This is a genomic window from Bradyrhizobium sp. NDS-1 (assembly GCF_032918005.1).
In the GTDB taxonomy this organism is placed as follows: Bacteria; Pseudomonadota; Alphaproteobacteria; order Rhizobiales; family Xanthobacteraceae; genus Bradyrhizobium; species Bradyrhizobium tunisiense.
Map to the genome: position 1 here is coordinate 4,569,478 of NZ_CP136628.1, position 17,883 is coordinate 4,587,360.

Genomic DNA, 17,883 nt, shown 5'->3' on the forward strand with positions numbered 1-17,883 from the left:
GCCTGAGAAGCTACTTCGCCGGATCGAACATGCACTGCAAGGTCGGCTTGGCGATCTTTGTGAAGGTCGGGCCAATCTCACCCTGCTTGGAGACCGGAACCCAGTCGGTTTCGATGGTGGGCACACCGGTCTCGCTGATGCCACGCAACAGCGCTTCGCGCAGGTCGCGGTCCTCGACGGCGGCCGCGGCGTGATCGTGCAAGCAGCCGCAGACTTGCTCCGGGTGCTCCCAGCGCCCGGTCATGTGCGGCGCGCACTGGCGCACGAATTCGCTGCGGGGATCCGGCAACCTCGTGGGCGCGCGCACCTGCGCCTGAGCGGCAGTGATCGTGAGAACAGAGACGAATACAGCGGCGCAAAATCGGACGATCATGAAGGCCTTTATCGGCTGAATCTCTTGTTGTCGATCAGAAGCGCGCTGCAACCACGATCGGCTGCGACGTCGTGGTGATGACCGGCGAGCCGCTGTACTGGAAGGTGCCGACGCCGGGCAGATTGCCGTCCGGCGAGCCCGCGAACGAGGAACCCGCAACCACGAAAGCGAAAGCAAGGATGAAGCTGAGCGTGCGCATGGTCTTGTCTCCGAATTCCGTGGCCGGCGGTGCGCCGTTCGTCGTTGTGAAGCTGATAACCATGGGCGGTTTCGCCCGTGATGCGCCAAACGCGCAAAATGGTTTCATCTTGCGTGAGAATTGTTTCGTCCGGTCCTAGCCGACGACACAATTCTCCGAAAATACCAATCATTTCAGGAAGGTCTCGCCGGAGATCAAGGTGGCCTGCCAAGTTCCGGCACCGGTACGCGAACACACCCGACGCAGCCGCCGTCATGCTCCCGCCTCACGCGCTTCACACGCATTTTACGTTTTTCTGCTGAAGAGGCTGGCAAACGAAGGCTGGGTCTTATCGAACCGGGGGCGCGTTCGCTGCGACCCAAGCCATCGAAACCTGGACGCCCGGAGCACCGGGCGCGTTGACTTGAGGATGGCCATTATGGTGGCGCAAGATCGCGCAACGCCGCGCGAGGCGGACCAACGGACGGAGAGCGGAGATCGACGACCCAGTCGCGTCGCCTCAGCCGGCGCGATGTCGCTGCAATCTGGCCGCGGCTTTGAGGCCGCTCCACAGGCATTCGTGCGGCTGACCGGCTCGCATCTTGTCAAACCCTAGGCCAGCCGCGCCTCTATCACTGGCGAAAGCGCGTCAGTGCGTGAAGAACTCGCCGCACTTCTGGACGTTTGCGTCCGCCGGTCCCCACGGCATGATCGGCACGGTCGAGGTCGAGTTCTTCGGCGAGCCTTCGATCAGCCTGTCCGAATAGACCATGTAGACCAGCACGTTGCGCTTGGCGTCGCAGCCGCGGACAATCTGCATCTTCTTGAAGAACAGCGAACGGCGCTGACGGAACATGTCGTCGCCCTGCTCCATCTTGTTCTTGAACTTGATCGGGCCGACCTGGCGGCAGGCCAGTGAGATGTCCGAGACCTCCTCGGCAAGGCCAAGCCAACCCTTGAAGCCTCCCTTCTCCGGCACCGTGAAATGACAGGCGACGCCCTCGACTTCGGGATCGTCGAGACCATAGGTCGCAAGCTTGTCGTTCGGGCTCATCCATTTGAACACGGTGGAGCGGCGGAAGATCAGATCGGGCTCGTCGGCAGCTTGGACGGACGCCGCCGGCACAGCCAAGGCCAGGAGGAATAAGGCAAGGCCTTTCAAGCGGATGCCGGCAAGACCAGGGAAACGAGATGACATGAAGTTCTCCGGTAACAAGTCCCTGCAATGTAGGAACGCGTCCGCCCGACAGGAAGACGACAGGCAGCCGGCGGTGGCCGCTGTTTACCGCTCTGTGAGGCTTTTTTGCTACGTCTTGAACAAAAGTAGCTAACGGCAGAACCGCGCTGCTGGTGAACGCGTATCCCCTTTGCGAGACTAACGTCTGATTTGGATTATGGATTCGAGGATGTTCAGCGTGAACGGGTCGGGTTTTTCTGCCAAGCCGGCGCGGCTTTGGCAGGTCGCCATCTTGACGGCGGCGGGTGCAATCGGCGCGACCAGCCAGGCAGACGCAGCCTATTATTATTGGACGGATTATTCCGACGGATCCTATTACGCTCGGCAGGGCCGGCATCCCGAGATACAGCGCCAGAAGCCCCAGAAGCGTGGCGCGGCCGGCAAGAAAGACGCTGTCGCCGAGAAGGAAGCCGGCACCAAGCCACAAGGGCCATTGGTCATCGTCGTCTCGATCGACCGACAGAAGGTGACGGTCTACGACACCAAAGGCCTGTTCGCGGAATCTCCGGTGTCAACAGGCATGAAGGGCCATTCGACGCCGATGGGTGTGTTCAGCGTCATCCAGAAGCACAAATTCCACCGCTCCAACATCTATAGCGGCGCGCCGATGCCGTACATGCAACGGATCACCTGGTCCGGGGTCGCCATGCATGCCGGCGCGTTGCCGGGCTATCCGGCCTCGCATGGCTGCATCCGCATGCCGATGGCGTTCGCGATGAAGATGTGGAATTGGACCAGGATGGGCGCGCGCGTCATCGTCGCGCCCGGCGAGGTGACGCCGCACAGCTTCTCCCATCCCCTGCTCGCCTCCGTGCGCGTGCCACCGCAGCCTGTTGCCAACCTCGAGCCGCAGACCAATGTGGGCGACAAGGCAGACAAGGGCGCCGCGCAAACCAAAGCCACCGAGATCAAGCCTGTCGAAACCAAGACCGCCAGCGCCGACAGCGGGGTCGAGCTACGCACCTCCGTCGGCCATGCCGTGATGTCGGATGTGACCACGGGGAATGCGGCCGCCCACGAGGAAGCCGCCGACAAGGCCAGGACGGCTGAGGCAACCGACGCGACCAAGCCGCAGTCGGCAGATGCCGCCAAGCCGGCCAACGAGGACAAGCCCGCCGACAAGGCCGAGCCGACCAGGACGCAAGCGGCGGGCTCCGCAAAGACGCCAGATGCACCGGCGCCTGCGCTCGCCGCCCCGCCCGATGCGAAGAAGGACGAGAGCCGCATGGCCGAGCCGGCGCCGGCCGCGAAGCCGGAGGCACCCAAGCGGGCCGGCCAGATCGCCGTCTTCATCAGCCGCAAGGATTCCAAGCTCTACGTGCGGCAGAATTTTGCGCCGCTGTTCGAGGTGCCGGTCACGATCGCCCCAAGCGACCGGCCGCTCGGCACGCATATCTTCACCGCTGAACTCGACAAGATCGATACCAATGCGCTGCGTTGGTCGGTGGTGTCTCTGCCCGTCTCCGCCCGTTCCGCGGCACGCGAGGACGATGGCCGCCTCACGCGCGGCCAGCGCGGCGCTGCCGTGATCCCCGTCGCCGCCAAGCCCGTGACTGCCAAGCCGGTGGTCACGCCGGACAGCCCGGCTGCAGCCCTCGACCGCATCTCGATCCCCGCCGACACCATGGCGAAGATCAACGAGATGCTGACCACTGGCGGCTCGATCATCATCTCCGACCAGGGCATCAACCAGGGCGAGACCGGCGAAGGCACCGACTTCATAGTCCGCCTCTATTAGGCATTAGGCCCGCTCGCCCCGCCAGATAACGCGGTGTTGACGAGGTGGATCGCACCGGCGGAGTAACATGTGCTCCGGATCATTTCGGGGGACGCCGTCATGATGAATCGCAGAACCATGCTCACCATGGCGTTTGCCGGCACGCTGGTGCCGGTCACGCGTGCTTTCGCCGAGGGCGGCATGAGCCGGATCTCGGCCTATGCCTTCTCATTCCCCGCCTTGTCGGGCGACGACATCCGTCTGGCCGCTTTCACCGGCAAGCCGCTGCTGGTGGTCAACACCGCCTCGCTTTGTGGCTACACGCCGCAATATGCCGGATTGCAGGAGGTCTGGACCGAGTTTCGCGCCCGCGGGCTCACCGTGATCGGCGTGCCGTCGAATGATTTCGGCGGTCAGGAGCCCGGCGGCCGCAGCGAAATCACTGAGACCGCGCACCACCAATATGGTGTTACGTTCCCGATCGCAGCGAAAGCCGTCGTCATCGGAGCGAAGGCGCATCCATTCTACAAATGGGCCGCCGAGGCGCGACCAAGGGAAGTTCCGCGCTGGAACTTCCACAAATACCTGATCGGCCGCGACGGTTATATCGCCGATGTCTTTCCGTCCGCGGTCGAACCGGCCGACACGCGGATCAAGACTGCCGTTGCCAGGGCGCTAGCAGACAGTTGACGCTGACGCCGCCCAATCCGGTTGGGCACAATTGGGGCGGGATGCCAAACAGCCGTTGCAATGGCGATGGCCCACCATCTAGGCTAGGATCGTTTGGGCAGGATGGGTTCTTGCCGGAGGCGAAAAGCCGCGGCAGAACAATGGGATCAATCTCGAGGACAACACCATGCGCGTGGCGGCAGGACTGATTTTGGCAAGCGCGGTATCTCTGGCGATGTCCGGCGCAGCATGGTCACAAACTCCGGCCGCAAAGCCCGCAGCCGCGACACAAGCTGCACCCGCGCCAGCACCAGCTGCGGCGACGCCCGCCCCGGTTCCGGCCGCCGCTCCCGCTGCAGCCGCCGCACCAGCCGGCTTCGTCAATCCGCCCCCGCCCAAGCAAGCGCCGCAGCCGGCCCGCGCAGCCTGCAACACGCCGGGCGCGCTCGGTGTCGCCCGCACCGTCGAGATCGACACCACGGGTGGTCCCGGCTTTGGCTTCGAGCATTTCAAGGAGCTCGACTTCCTGCGCGACAAGGAGGTGGTCCTGACCTTCGACGACGGCCCCTGGCCGCGCAACACGCCCGCGGTGCTCAAGGCGCTCGCGGACGAATGCACCACCGGCATCTTCTTCATCATCGGCAAGCACGCGACCTACGAGCCGGAGATCCTGAAGCAGGTCTACGCGGCCGGCCATACGGTCGGCGCCCACACTTGGTCGCACGCCAACCTCAACAACAAGAAGTTCACCGAGGCGCAGCGCAAGGAAGAGATCGAGAAGGGCTTTGCGGCAGTGAAGTGGGCGCTCGGCGGTGTCTCGCCGGCACCGTTCTTCCGCTTCCCCGCCCTCCAGCATCCGCCGGAGATGGTCACCTATCTCGGCAACCGCAACGTCGGGATCTTCTCCTGCGACATCGACTCCTTCGACTTCAAGGCCTCAAAACCCGAGAAGATCGTCGAGACCGTGATGAAGAAGCTCGACACCAAGGGCAAGGGTATCGTCCTGATGCACGACTTCCAGAAGCACACTGCGGAAGCCCTGCCCGAGCTGCTCAAGCGCCTGAAGGCTGGCGGCTACAAGGTGGTGGCGATGCGCGCGAAGTTCCCCGCCTCGACCCTGCCTGAGTACGACCAGGAGCTGGTCAAGGACCTCAAGCTGCCGACTGTGAGTCAGCGCCCGGTCAATTCCGTGGTGACGACCGTTTCCGAATAGACGGCCATTGTCTTTCCGCATCGAAGGCTACGTCATCGTCTCAGCGGACGGCATGCTCGCCGACGCCGGGCACGTCATGCCCGACAGGCTGAAGTTCGACGGTGACAAGCTGTTCTTCGAGCAGGCGCTCGATCGCGCCACGCTGATCGTGCATGGCCGCAACTCGCATGAGCAGCAGCCGAACTCGCCGAAGCGCAAGCGGCTGATCCTGACACGCAAGATCAAAGCGCTCACCGTCGATCCGGAGATGCCGAACGCGACACTGTGGAATCCGGAACACGCCAGCTTCGAGGAGGCCTGTGCCTTCGCCGATGTCGCCTCCGGCATGGTCGCCGTCATCGGCGGCCCCGTTGTGTTCGACATATTCATGGACCGTTACGACACGTTCTGGCTGTCGGAGGCCCCACATGTCCGCCTGCCCGGCGGCGAAGGCTGTTTCGTCGGCGTGCCCCAGCAGACTCCGCACGAGGTGCTTGCTTCACACGGGATGAAGCCGGATGCGCCCTACGTGCTCGACGCGGCGCATGACGTCACCGTCACGCCGTGGCGCAGGGCGTAGCGCTACACGTCCCCGTATGCCGCCTCGGCCGGACGCGTGGTGCGGCCGTACCCCATGATCATGAACAATGCGCCGATGATCGACAGGTTCTTGAGCGCGTCGACCAGCATCTTCGCGTTGTCGGGCGCCGCCATATTCCAGAAGTCGTAGAACAACACGGTCGCGACCGCGACGTAGATGATCATCAACAGCGCGAAAAAACGCGCGCCGAAATTCAGCGCGATCATCAAGCCAGCGATGATCTCGAGCCCGCCGACGGCAATTGCCAGCAGTTGCGGCGTGGTCATCGCGGTCGCGGCCTCGACCTGCTGGGCGTAAGGCGCGATCGCCTCGGGCACCACGACCTTGGTGGCGATGAAGTCGGCCGTCGCCTGGATGGCAAAGAGCTTGGTCGCGCCCGTGTAGATGAACAGCACGGCGAACAGGATTCGCCCGAAAGTCACGAACGCTGGCATGATCGGCCTCTTGGCAAGCTCGGAGCGTGGGGATGCTCGGCGCGATTATGAAGAGTCGCGCTCCGGTTTACAAACGGGGAAATGCAAACTGAAAGGAATTCAAGACACGTCCCACGTGGAACGCCCCCCTTTCCCCCTTGTGGAAGAAGGTGGCGCGAAGCGCCGGATGAGGGGTATCCATCCGCCAATCCAATTGTGAGAGGTGCTCGCGGAGAGAGACCCCTCACCCGTCTCGCCGCTTCGCGGCGAGCCACCCTCTCCCACAAGGGAAGAGGGCGAGCGCGACACCGCCCCTATGTAAACAACGTCGGCTGCTGCCGCGCCGCGCGCTCCTGCGCTTCCACCACGGCGACGGCCGTCATGTTGAGGATGCCGCGCGCCGTCACCGACGGCGTCAGGATATGCGCCGGGCGCGCAGGGCCGATCAGGATCGGCCCGACGGGAAGCGCGTCCGCCAACGACTTGATCATCTGATAGGCGACGTTGGCGGTGTCGAGCGTCGGCATGAGCAGGATGTTGGCCTCGCCCTCCAGCTGGGAGTGCGGCAGCACCATTTTTCGCGCAGCAGCGGAGAGCGCGGTGTCGCCCTGCATCTCGCCGTCCGCCTCGATCTCCGGATGCTTGTCCTTCAACAACTGCGTCGCTCGCCGCATCTTGAGCGACGATTCGGTGTCGTAGCTGCCGAAATCCGAGTGCGAGACGAAGGCGATCTTCGGCTTGATGTTGAAGCGCTGAACGTGGACCGCGGCGAGCGATGCGATCTCGGCGAGTTCCTCCGCGCTCGGATTGGGCCGAACCTGGGTGTCGGCGATGAAGAAGGCGCCCTTGCTGGTGATCAGCAGGGCCAGCGCCGCGTAATCGCTGATTCCCGGCGAGAAGCCGACGATCTCGCGCACATGGCGCAGATGGCTCATGTAGCGGCCCTCGACGCCGCAGAGCATGGCGTCCGCCTCGCCGCGCGTGACACCGAGCGCGGCGATCACCGTGTTGTTGGTGCGCACCACGGTGCGCGCCGCATCCGGCGTCACGCCGCGGCGGCCGGCGACCTCGACATAGGACTGCACGTAGGAGCGGTAGCGCGGATCATCCTCGGGATTGACGAGGTCGAAATCCTTGCCGGCCCGGATCGAGAGGCCGAAACGCTTGATGCGCGCCTCGACCACCGAGGGACGGCCGACCAGGATGGGCCGCGCCAGCTTCTCTTCCAGTACCACTTGCGTGGCGCGCAGCACGCGCTCGTCCTCGCCTTCGGCGTAGATCACGCGCACCGGCTGGGTCTTGGCCTTGGCGAACATCGGCTTCATGACGAGGCCGGAGCGGAAGGCGAAGCGCTCTAGCAGCGCGGTGTACTCGTCGAAATTGGTGATGGGCCGCGTCGCGACGCCGGATTCCATCGCCGCCTTCGCCACGGCAGGCGCGATGCGCAGGATCAGGCGCGGATCGAACGGGCTCGGGATCAGCGAGCCCGGACCGAAGCCTTGCGTCTCGCCGGTGTCGAAACCTTGTGCGACGGCATCCGACGGCGCCTCGCGCGCGAGCTGGGCGATCGCCTCGACGGCGGCGTGCTTCATCTCCTCGTTGATGGCGCTGGCGCCGACGTCGAGCGCACCGCGGAAGATGAAGGGAAAGCACAGGACGTTGTTGACCTGGTTCGGGTAATCGGAGCGCCCAGTGCAGATCATGGCGTCGGGGCGCACCTTGCGCGCTTCCTCCGGCATGATCTCGGGGGTCGGGTTCGCGAGCGCCATGATCAAGGGCTTGTCGCCCATCGCCTTGGCCATCTCCGGCTTGAGAACGCCCGGCGCCGAGAGGCCGATGAAAATGTCGGCGCCGCCGATGACGTCGCCGAGCGTACGCTTGTCGGTCTTCTGCGCATAGACCGCCTTCCAGCGGTCCATCGAGGTGTTGCGGCCCTCGTGCACGAGCCCGTCGATATCACAGACCCAGATGTTCTTGCGCTGCGCGCCCATCGACACCAGGAGATTGAGCGTCGCGATCGCGGCGGCCCCAGCCCCCGACGCCACGATCTTGACGTCCGACAGCTTCTTGCCGTTCAGCCTGAGACCATTGGTGATGGCGGCGGCGACGATGATCGCGGTGCCGTGCTGGTCGTCGTGGAAGACCGGGATCTTCATGCGCTCCTTCAAGCGCGTCTCGATCTCGAAGCACTCCGGTCCGCGGATGTCCTCCAGATTGATGCCGCCGAAAGTCGGCTCGAGCGCCGCCACGGTCTCGACCACGCGGTCGATCGTGTCGGCGGCGATCTCGATGTCGAACACGTCGATGCCGGCGAACTTCTTGAACAGGACGGCCTTGCCCTCCATCACCGGCTTCGAAGCCAACGGGCCGATATTGCCAAGGCCGAGCACGGCGGTACCGTTGGAGACCACGGCCACCAGATTGGCGCGGGTGGTCAGGGTGGCGGCTTCCGCCGGGTTCTTGGCGATCTCAGTGCAGGCGGCGGCGACACCCGGAGAATAGGCCAGCGCGAGGTCGCGCTGGTTGGCAAGCGGCTTGCTCGCCTGGATCTCGAGCTTTCCGGGGCGCGGCAGACGGTGATAGGCAAGCGCCGCCTGGTGGAGATCATCAGAATAGGACGACATGCGGTGTCTCGCCTCGCGTTACCCTCAAAATGCACGATCCAGAGCGGCTGTCCGAGCCGACCATATTTCCGGGTCATGGAAACGGGATGAAGCACGCCGGGCGCCCCGGTGGCAACATCCGATTGCGCGCCCATCAACAGGACGCGCGGTCAAATATTTGAAAACCATAGCTTTCTCTGGACCGCATGACGTTTCCCGAATATGGCAGGTTGCGCGGTGCAAAACGGGCAATCGGAGCAATGGAATGAAGCGAATCCTGATCGGCCTGATCGCACTCCTCGTGCTCGGCGCGGGCGGATGGTTCGGCTTCAACCTCTACGTTCAGCATCGCGCCACCGCCGAGGTCGAGGCGGCGTTCGAACGGATCCGTTCGAGCGGCGGCAAGGCGAGCCATGGCAAGATCGGGTTCGAGCTCGCGACCCGGACGCTGACGATCGAGGATATCGCGATCGCTCCCGGCGAGCAGCCGCAGGCCCAGATCAAGATCGCCGGCATCAAGGGCGTGGGCGTTCGCCTGATCGACAAGAGCAGCTTCTCGGCCGACAGCATCGACGTCACCGGTTTCGAAGTCGCGCTGGACCAGGTCGGCGCCGCGAAGCTGAAGGCGTCCTACAAGATCCCGCAACTCACCTTGCGTGACTATGCCGGCCCCGTTCGCGCCGGCAACGCGCCGATGGGCGGCGACCTGATCGAGATTTACCGCTATGTGCTCGATCAGTACGCCAGTGTCACGGCATCGTCCGTCACGGCAGCGACGCTGACGATGACCTTCGATGCGAGCGGCGCCGGCAGCGGCGAGGTCGCCTATTCCGGGCTGGCGATCCAGAATCTCAAGCACGGCAAGATCGACGCAATGAAGGCGGACCGCGCCGTGTTCACGATCGACGTGCCGCAGCCGGGCAGGCAGGACAAGCTGACCGGCGAGCTCTCCGACGTCATCGTCAACGATTTCGACGCGACCGCGATCGCCGCGGCGCTCGATCCGCAGAAGACCGGCGACGACAGCTACCATCGCGTCTACCGGCAGATCGCAACCGGCCCCTATGTGCTCAAATCGGCCCAGGGCATGCGGATGGACATCCACGGGATCACCTTCGAGGACATCGCGGTGCAGCCCTCGAAATTCCGGCCGGCCGAGATCATCGCGCTCATGCCGGCGGACAATTCGGTGCCGACGCCCGCACAATCGCGCGAGATGTTGGAAAAGCTCGCGGGATTCTATGAGGGCTTTCGCATCGGCAAGATCGAGGTCGGCAAGACCTCGATGGGCACGCCGCAGGGGACGGCCAGGATCAATGCCGTCAGATACCGGGAGGGCGAGTTCGCGGTCGAAGGCATCGACGCGCCGTCGCCGCAGGGGCAGTTCAAGATGGAGCGCATCGCGGTGAAATCGTTCAGCGCGGCAAACCTGATGCGCTGGGCGGCAGGGCTCAGCCCCCACGGACAACCGCCCTCGCCCGATCAGATGCTGGGCCTGTTCCGGGTGCTCGAAGGCGCCGAGATCAAGGGCGTGGTAGCGCCCTACAAGTCCACGCGGCAGTTCGTCACCATCGACACGATCAGCCTGAACTGGGGCCAATTGGTCGGATCGATTCCGAGCAAGGCCAATCTGGTCGTGAAGATGGTCACGCCCACCGATCCCGCCAACCCGGCGCAGCGGCCGCTGATCATGGCGGGCATCGACAAGCTCGCGATCAACCTCGATCTCGGTGCCGCCTGGACGGAGTCATCGGGTGCGTTCGCGCTCGCGCCAGCCATGATCGATGTCGGCAACCTCGCCACGGCGCAAGCCCGCCTCGCGCTCGCCAAAGTGCCGCGCGGTGTGTTCACGACCGATCCGGTGCAGGCCATGAGCGATGCCGGAAAGATCGAGACCGGGGCGATCGAGCTGTCCTTGCGCGACAGCGGCGCCGTCGACCTCATCGTGGCGCAGTTCTCGCGCATGCAAAATGTCAGCCGCGATGCCGCCCGCAGCGCCATCGTCGAGATGATCCGGGCGCAGGGAGAGAAGGTCACGGCCTCCAATCTTGATGCCAGGGCTGCGGTCGATGCGCTCGCCGGTTTCGTCGCGACGTCAGGACAGACGCTGACCATCAAGCTCGCGCCGCGCGCCAAGGTGCCGCTGATGCAATTGATGCAGCTGATCCAGACCGACCCGGAGAGCTCGCTGGCACAGTTCAGCATCGAGGCGTCGACGGGGTTGTAAAGACGCTCTCACCGCCGTCATGGCCGGGCTTGTCCCGGCCATCCACGTTCTTTCATGCAGCGGCAAAGGCGTGGATGCCCGGGACAAGCCCGGGCATGACGACTTAGAGCGTTGGATCCCCTCAAGAGAGGCAAAGAGCCTCACTTCTGCGGCAGGTTCACCCGCACATGTAGCTCGCGGAGCTGTTTCGTCGTGGCGTCCGAGGGCGCGCCCATCAGGAGGTCCATGGCCTGCTGGTTCATCGGGAACAGCGAGATCTCGCGCAGATTGTTGGTGCCACAGAGCAGCATTACGATGCGGTCGACGCCCGCGGCCATGCCGCCATGCGGCGGCGCGCCGTACTGGAAGGCGCGGTACATGCCGCCGAAGCGGTCGACCACTTCCTGCTCACCGTAGCCTGCGATTTCAAACGCCTTCACCATCGCTTCCGGCACGTGGTTGCGGATGCCGCCCGAGGCGATCTCGTAGCCGTTGCAGGTGATGTCGTACTGGAACGCCTTGATGGTCAGCGGATCCTGGCCCTTCAGCGCCTCGAGCCCGCCCTGCGGCATCGAGAACGGGTTGTGCGAGAAGTCGACCTTCTTGTCCTCCTCGTTGTACTCGTACATCGGGAAGTCGACGATCCAGGCGAGCTCGAACCGCTCCTTGTCGGTGAGGTTCAGTTCCTCGCCGACCTTGTTGCGGGCAAGGCCGGAGAACTTCCAGAACTTGTCGGGATCGCCGGCGACGAAGAAGGCAGCATCGCCCTCCTTCACGCCGATCTGCGCGCGGATCGCGGCGGTGCGCTCCGGCCCGATATTGTTCGCGAGCGGACCTGCACCCTCGCCGCCCTCGCGCCACATGATGTAGCCGAGACCGGGCTGGCCCTCGCCTTGCGCCCACGAGTTCATGCGGTCGCAGAATGCGCGGCTGCCGCCGCCCGGCGCCGGGATCGCCCAGACCTGGTTCTTGGGGTCTTCGAGCATGCGCGCGAACACCTTGAAGCCGCTTCCGCGGAAATGCTCGGAGACGTCCTGCATCTCGATGGGGTTGCGCAGATCCGGCTTGTCGCTGCCATACTTGCGCAGCGCCTCGGCGAACGGGATGCGGCGCCAGCCCTTCGTCACCGGCTTGCCCTTGGCGAACTCCTCGAACACGCCGGTGATGACAGGCTCCATCGCCGCGAACACGTCCTCCTGCGTGACGAAGCTCATCTCGACGTCGAGCTGGTAGAATTCGCCGGGCAGACGGTCGGCGCGCGGATCCTCGTCGCGGAAACATGGCGCGATCTGGAAGTAGCGGTCGAAGCCCGACATCATCAAGAGCTGCTTGTACTGCTGTGGCGCCTGCGGCAGCGCGTAGAACTTGCCGGGATGGATGCGCGAGGGCACCAGGAAGTCGCGCGCGCCTTCCGGCGAGGACGCGGTCAGGATCGGCGTGTTGAACTCGAAGAAGCCCTGCCCCTCCATCCGCCGGCGCATCGACTTGATGATCTCGACGCGCGTCATGATGTTCTGGTGCAGTTTTTCGCGGCGCAGATCCAGGAAGCGGTACTTCAGGCGGATGTCTTCAGGGTATTCCTGGTCGCCGAACACCGGCAGCGGCAAGTCGCCGGCCGGGCCCAGCACCTCGATCTCGGTGACATAGATCTCGATCTTGCCGGTCGGCAGATCGTCATTGTCGGTACCTTCGGGGCGGCGGCGGGCCTTGCCGTCCATCCGCACCACGAATTCCGAGCGCAGCTTCTCGGCCAGCGAGAACGCCGGCGAGTCCGGGTCGACCACGCATTGGGTCAGGCCGTAATGGTCGCGCAGGTCGATGAACAGCACGCCGCCATGGTCGCGAACGCGATGGACCCAGCCTGACAGGCGGACCGTCTCGCCGATGTTGCTCTCGCGGAGCGCGCCGCATGTATGTGACCGGTAGCGATGCATGGTCGTCCCAAAATCAATGTCGGAGGAAGCGAATCGAACCGCCTCTCATGGCGGGTCCGAGATTGCGGCAGGGTTTACCCGACGAGACCCAAGGCGGCAACCAAGGGAACGGCCTGTTTTGGGCCGGAAGCGTCCATTTTTGGCATATCGGGGGCCGAGCCTTTGCCATCCGGCGTTCCAACCCTATCTTGAGGCCATGACGGTCAATTTCCCCTTCCAGAACTCCTATTCGGCGCTGCCGGACAGCTTCTTCGCGCGCGTCGCGCCGACCCCGGTCGCGGCCCCCAGGCTGATCAAGCTGAACCGGCCGCTGGCGGTTCAGCTTGGGCTCGATCCCGACATGCTGGAGACGGCGGAAGGCGCGGCGATCCTGGCCGGCAAGACGGTTCCCGAGGGCGCCGACCCCATCGCCATGGCCTATGCCGGTCACCAGTTCGGGCAGTTCGTGCCGCAGCTCGGCGACGGTCGCGCCATCCTGCTCGGCGAGGTCATCGACAAGGACGGCATCCGCCGCGACATCCAGCTCAAGGGAAGCGGCCCCACCCCGTTCTCCCGCCGCGGCGACGGCCGCGCCGCGCTCGGGCCTGTGCTGCGCGAATACATCGTCAGCGAGGCGATGTATGCGCTGGGGATTCCGACCACGCGTTCGCTCGCTGCCGTTGTCACCGGCGAGCACGTCATTCGCGAGACCGCGCTGCCCGGCGCCGTGCTGACCCGCGTCGCCTCCAGCCACATCCGCGTCGGCACCTTCCAGTTCTTCGCCGTCCGCCGCGACACCGAGGCCATCCGCCGGCTCGCCGACCACGTCATCATCAGGCATTACCCGGACCTGCTTCAAGCGGAGCGGCCCTATCACGCTCTGCTCGCCGCCGTCGTCGCGCGCCAGGCCGAGTTGGTCGCGCGCTGGCTGCTGGTCGGCTTCATCCACGGCGTGATGAACACCGACAACAGCTCCATCTCCGGCGAGACCATCGACTACGGCCCCTGCGCCTTCATGGATGCCTACAATCCCGCGCAGGTGTTCTCCTCGATCGACGAGATGGGCCGCTACTCCTACGCCAACCAGCCGCGCATCGCGCTGTGGAATCTGACGCGGCTCGCCGAATGCCTGCTGCCCCTGTTCTCGGACGAGCAGGAGAAAGCGGTCGCGGAAGCCCAGGACATTCTCGGCGCTTTCTCGGATCAGTTCAGCGCCGCCTATCAGGCGGGCCTGCGCAGGAAGGTCGGCTTGTTCACGGAGCGCGACGGCGACGAGGCGCTGATCCAGGACCTGCTCGACGCCATGGCCAAGAACCAGGCCGACTTCACCCTCACCTTCCGCAAGCTGGGCGAGGCCGCAGCCGATGACGGCACCGATGTGCGCGCGCAGTTCATGGAGCCCGCAGCCTTCGACGAGTGGGCCGGCCGTTGGCGCGCGCGCATCGCGCTGGAGCCACCGACCGCAGCAGAACGGCAGGCCGCGATGCACGCCGTCAATCCCATGTTCATCCCGCGCAACCACCGCGTCGAAGCCGTGATCCGGGCTGCCGTCAACGACGACAATTACGCGCCGTTCGAGGAGCTGGTGCAGGTGCTGGCAAAACCGTTCGAGGACCAGCCGAATTACACCGCCTACGCCGATCCGCCGCTGCCGGACCAGCGCGTGCTGCAGACGTTCTGCGGGACGTGAATCTTTTCCGGATGGCCGAATGACCCAACTGCCCGCCCTGACTGAAGAAGAATTCAAAGCAATAAAGTCGCGTTGTGAACAGACGACGGCCGGTCCGTGGAAATCGTTCATCGAGAAGCGCGATAAATTCAGTGGCTCGGACTTCATCCAGACCGGCGGCGAGGACATTTATCTCACCGGTGCGACCGAGGCGGATCAGGACTTCGTCGCTCACGCGCGGCAGGATATTCCGAGGCTAATCGCCGAGATTGAGCGCCTGCGCGCGATTATTCGCTAACCCGGTCCCGCGTTGGCTGTACCCTGTGGACGCTTTGCGCCGCGGGAACCCCTGTCATCAAACTGAAACACACGCGCTCTAACCGCCTGTCAGGGTCGTCTTGCCGGAGACGTCCGTCCTCCAACCGTCCTGACAAGCGCCATGCCCTTCAAATTCATCCACCTCACCGACACGCATCTGGCCAACCCCGGCTTGAAGCTTTACGGGCTTGACCCGCGCGCCCGGCTGGATGCTGCGATTGCCGATATCAACAAGCACCAGTCCGACGCTGCATTTGCGGTCGTCACCGGCGATCTCACGCATTGGGGCGAGGCGGAATCCTACGCCAATTTCGCCGACGCGATGGCCGCGCTGAAGATCCCCTACATCGCCATGGTCGGCAATCACGACCGCCGCGTCACCTGCCTCGACGCGCTCAAGGCGGCGCCTCGAGATTCCAACGGCTTCGTGCAGGGCACTCGTACGACCGAGCACGGCCTGTTCGTTTTCCTGGACACGCTGGACGAGACCAGCCACGCCGGCGAGATGTGCTCAAAACGTCTCGGCTGGCTCGCGAACACGCTCGCAGCCGCACCGGCGGACATGCCGCTCGTCGTGTTCATGCATCATCCGCCCTTCCCGGTCGGCGTGCTCGCGATGGACGAGATCTCGCTCAAGCAGAGCGCGGAATTCACCGAGGTGATCGCGCCCTATCGCAGCCGCATCCGCCACCTCTTCTTCGGCCACGTGCATCGGCCGATCTTCGGCAGTTTTGGCAAGATTCCGTTCTCGACGCTGCGCGGCACCAATCACCAGGTCTGGTTCGAGCTCGATGCCGGCGCCCCGCATCTGGCCAGCCACGAACCGCCGGCCTATGGCGTGGTGCTGATCGACGACCAGAACATCGTCGTGCACAGCCACGACTTCCTCGACACCAGTCTGCGGTTCCCCTTCGAACCACCGGCGGGGGTGGACGGCCGCGACTATGCACTCAGCTTTCCGGCGCGGTGAGATGAGCCTCGCCGAACCCGCGGCTCTTCCGGTCGCGACATCGGCGGCGCCGCGCCCGGACGTGCTGAAGCGCCTCGTCACGCACTTCAAAGCTTCGCTGCCCGCCTATCTCCTGTTGTTGCCCTCGCTGGTCTTCCTCGCGCTGTTCACCTATGGCGCGATGGGCCGCGTGTTGATCGACGCGCTCTGCCAGCGCGCTACGCCGAAGGCCCCGGTCCGCTTCGTCGGTCTCGACAACATCGCAGCGGTGCTGGCCGACCCCGCCTTCTCCGGCGCGGTCGTCAACAATCTCGTCTATGCGGTCGGCACGGCGATTCCGAGCATCGGCCTCGCGCTTTTGTTCGCGCTGACGTTGTCGCGCACCCATGTCGTGAGCAGCGCGCTGCGCGCCGCGCTGTTCCTGCCGGTGCTGATCCCGATGGTCGCTGCCTCCGCGCTGTTCATGTTCATCTTCCTGCCCAATGTCGGTCTGCTCGATTACTATATCGGCCGCCTGCTTCCGGTGCTGCCGAACTGGCTCGGCGACCCTGACATCGCGCTTTACGCGATCATGATCATCACGATCTGGAAGAATGCCGGCTATTACATGCTGTTCTTCCTCGCCGGTCTCCAGGCCGTGCCCGAGGACGTGATGGAAGCAGCGCATCTCGACGGCGCCGGGCCCTACATGCGCCTGCGCCACATCATCCTGCCGGAGCTGAAGCCCACCTTCCTGTTCGTCACCGTCATCGCGATCCTCAACGCGGTGACGCAGGTCGACCACGTCTTCGTCATGACCCAGGGCGGCCCGTCGAATTCGACCAATCTCGTGCTGTTCTACATCTACCAGCAGGCGGTCGAGCATTACGACGTCGGCAAGGCCTCGGCGGCAACGCTGCTGACGCTGGCGGCATTGATGGGCCTGACCGCCCTCTCGTTCCGCACCATGGCGACCCGCGAGGGCGGGCCATGAAGCTGATCGACTGGCTCAGCAAGGACGTCCCGCTCGCCACAAGGGGCGAGATCACGCCAAAGCTCGGCTTTCTGCTGACCTTGCTGCTCGCGATCGTCTGGCTGATCCCGTTCCTGTGGATGGTCGTGGCGACGCTGCGCCCTGCATCCGACGGCATCAACACCATGGCTGAGTTGATACCGAGCCTGAAGCCGACGCTCGACAACGTCAGGGATGCCTGGGAGATCGGCGACTTCCCGCGCTACACGCTCAACACCACCATCATCTGCGCCGGCATTTTGCTGGTGCAGTTCGTCACGATCACGCTGGCGGGCTTTGCCTTTGCGCGCCTCGCCTTCGTCGGCAAGACCCTGATCTTCTACCTGTTCCTGATGCAGCTGATGCTGGTGCCGGTGCTGCTGATCGTGCCAAATCTGTCGCTGGTGGCGCAGCTCGGCCTCTACGACACGCTCACCGGCGTGATGATGCCGTTTTTCGCCTCGGCCTTCGGCACCTTCCTGATGCGCCAGGCTTTCGAGGCCATTCCGACCGAGCTGGAGGACGCGGCCCTGATCGATGGCGCGAGCCTCATCCAGCGCATCCGCCACATCTACGTGCCGCTGTCGATGCCGAGCTTCTCGGCCTTCGCCATCATCTCGGTCACCAGCCACTGGAACGACTTCCTGTGGCCGCTGATGGTGATCAACTCGCCGGACAAGCGGCCGCTCACGGTCGGCCTGTCCGTCTTCACCAAGACCGCCGAGGGCACGCAGGCCTGGGGCACCATCGCCGCGGGCACGCTGATGGTGATCGCGCCGCTGCTCGTCACCTTCCTGATCTTCCAGAAGCGCTTCATCAGTTCTTTCGTCACCTCAGGCATCAAATAGGAGATT

The 17,883-nt window shown here is 64.5% G+C and carries 16 protein-coding genes; 10 read left to right on the top strand and 6 right to left on the bottom strand.

Annotated elements, in window-relative coordinates:
- Window positions 1–10 precede the first annotated feature (10 nt).
- The 3 genes from RX330_RS21650 to RX330_RS21660 all read right to left on the bottom strand — a co-directional run bounded on the left by RX330_RS21650 (window position 11) and on the right by RX330_RS21660 (window position 1,749).
- Window positions 11–373 (bottom strand): hypothetical protein, encoded by a 363-nt coding sequence (locus RX330_RS21650; protein ID WP_212087302.1) that lies wholly within the window; start codon window positions 371–373, stop codon window positions 11–13.
- A 34-nt stretch (window positions 374–407) separates the two neighbouring features.
- Window positions 408–572 (bottom strand): hypothetical protein, encoded by a 165-nt coding sequence (locus RX330_RS21655; protein WP_212086048.1) that lies wholly within the window; start codon window positions 570–572, stop codon window positions 408–410.
- 628 nt (window positions 573–1,200) lie between these two features.
- On the bottom strand, window positions 1,201–1,749 hold the full coding sequence (locus tag RX330_RS21660; RefSeq protein WP_212086051.1) for a CreA family protein: 549 nt from the start codon (window positions 1,747–1,749) through the stop codon (window positions 1,201–1,203).
- Between the two features lie 208 nt (window positions 1,750–1,957).
- On the opposite strand from RX330_RS21660, the gene RX330_RS21665 reads away from it, so the two are divergent.
- From RX330_RS21665 to RX330_RS21680, 4 genes are all read left to right on the top strand, one after another.
- Window positions 1,958–3,526 (top strand): L,D-transpeptidase, encoded by a 1,569-nt coding sequence (locus RX330_RS21665; RefSeq protein WP_317239741.1) that lies wholly within the window; start codon window positions 1,958–1,960, stop codon window positions 3,524–3,526.
- 99 nt (window positions 3,527–3,625) lie between these two features.
- Window positions 3,626–4,195 carry a glutathione peroxidase gene (locus RX330_RS21670; protein ID WP_317239742.1) on the top strand — a complete coding sequence of 190 codons (570 nt, stop codon included), beginning with the start codon at window positions 3,626–3,628 and terminating at the stop codon, window positions 4,193–4,195.
- A gap of 166 nt (window positions 4,196–4,361) precedes the next feature.
- A complete protein-coding gene (locus RX330_RS21675; protein WP_212086059.1) occupies window positions 4,362–5,387 on the top strand; it encodes a polysaccharide deacetylase family protein in 1,026 nt (341 codons plus the stop codon).
- 7 nt (window positions 5,388–5,394) lie between these two features.
- On the top strand, window positions 5,395–5,946 hold the full coding sequence (locus RX330_RS21680; RefSeq protein WP_317239743.1) for a dihydrofolate reductase: 552 nt from the start codon (window positions 5,395–5,397) through the stop codon (window positions 5,944–5,946).
- A 2-nt stretch (window positions 5,947–5,948) separates the two neighbouring features.
- Here the strand turns inward: RX330_RS21680 and RX330_RS21685 are convergent, their stop codons facing one another.
- Entirely contained in the window at window positions 5,949–6,401 is a 453-nt protein-coding gene (locus RX330_RS21685) for a DoxX family protein (RefSeq protein WP_317239744.1), read from the bottom strand.
- Window positions 6,402–6,694: 293 nt separating this feature from the next.
- Window positions 6,695–9,004 (bottom strand): NADP-dependent malic enzyme, encoded by a 2,310-nt coding sequence (locus RX330_RS21690; RefSeq protein ID WP_212086075.1) that lies wholly within the window; start codon window positions 9,002–9,004, stop codon window positions 6,695–6,697.
- Window positions 9,005–9,248: 244 nt separating this feature from the next.
- Between RX330_RS21690 and RX330_RS21695 the strand changes: the two genes are divergently transcribed.
- Window positions 9,249–11,210: a hypothetical protein gene (locus RX330_RS21695; RefSeq protein ID WP_317239745.1), complete on the top strand. Its 1,962-nt coding sequence runs from the start codon at window positions 9,249–9,251 to the stop codon at window positions 11,208–11,210.
- 140 nt (window positions 11,211–11,350) lie between these two features.
- Here the strand turns inward: RX330_RS21695 and aspS are convergent, their stop codons facing one another.
- Window positions 11,351–13,123, bottom strand: a complete 1,773-nt coding sequence (gene aspS / locus RX330_RS21700; protein ID WP_317239746.1) for an aspartate--tRNA ligase — start codon at window positions 13,121–13,123, stop codon at window positions 11,351–11,353.
- Between the two features lie 196 nt (window positions 13,124–13,319).
- On the opposite strand from aspS, the gene RX330_RS21705 reads away from it, so the two are divergent.
- The 5 genes from RX330_RS21705 (at window position 13,320) to RX330_RS21725 (ending at window position 17,877) form a co-directional block, all read left to right on the top strand.
- A complete protein-coding gene (locus tag RX330_RS21705) occupies window positions 13,320–14,792 on the top strand; it encodes a protein adenylyltransferase SelO (RefSeq protein ID WP_317239747.1) in 1,473 nt (490 codons plus the stop codon).
- A gap of 19 nt (window positions 14,793–14,811) precedes the next feature.
- Window positions 14,812–15,069 carry a hypothetical protein gene (locus tag RX330_RS21710; RefSeq protein ID WP_212086089.1) on the top strand — a complete coding sequence of 86 codons (258 nt, stop codon included), beginning with the start codon at window positions 14,812–14,814 and terminating at the stop codon, window positions 15,067–15,069.
- A 141-nt stretch (window positions 15,070–15,210) separates the two neighbouring features.
- On the top strand, window positions 15,211–16,059 hold the full coding sequence (locus tag RX330_RS21715) for a phosphodiesterase (RefSeq protein WP_212086092.1): 849 nt from the start codon (window positions 15,211–15,213) through the stop codon (window positions 16,057–16,059).
- 1 nt (window position 16,060) lies between these two features.
- Complete coding sequence (locus RX330_RS21720) at window positions 16,061–17,011, top strand: carbohydrate ABC transporter permease (RefSeq protein WP_317239748.1); 951 nt, start codon at window positions 16,061–16,063, stop codon at window positions 17,009–17,011.
- Window positions 17,008–17,877, top strand: a complete 870-nt coding sequence (locus tag RX330_RS21725) for a carbohydrate ABC transporter permease (protein ID WP_317239749.1) — start codon at window positions 17,008–17,010, stop codon at window positions 17,875–17,877. The genes RX330_RS21720 and RX330_RS21725 overlap by 4 nt, the downstream gene beginning before the upstream one ends.
- Window positions 17,878–17,883: the final 6 nt, after the last annotated feature.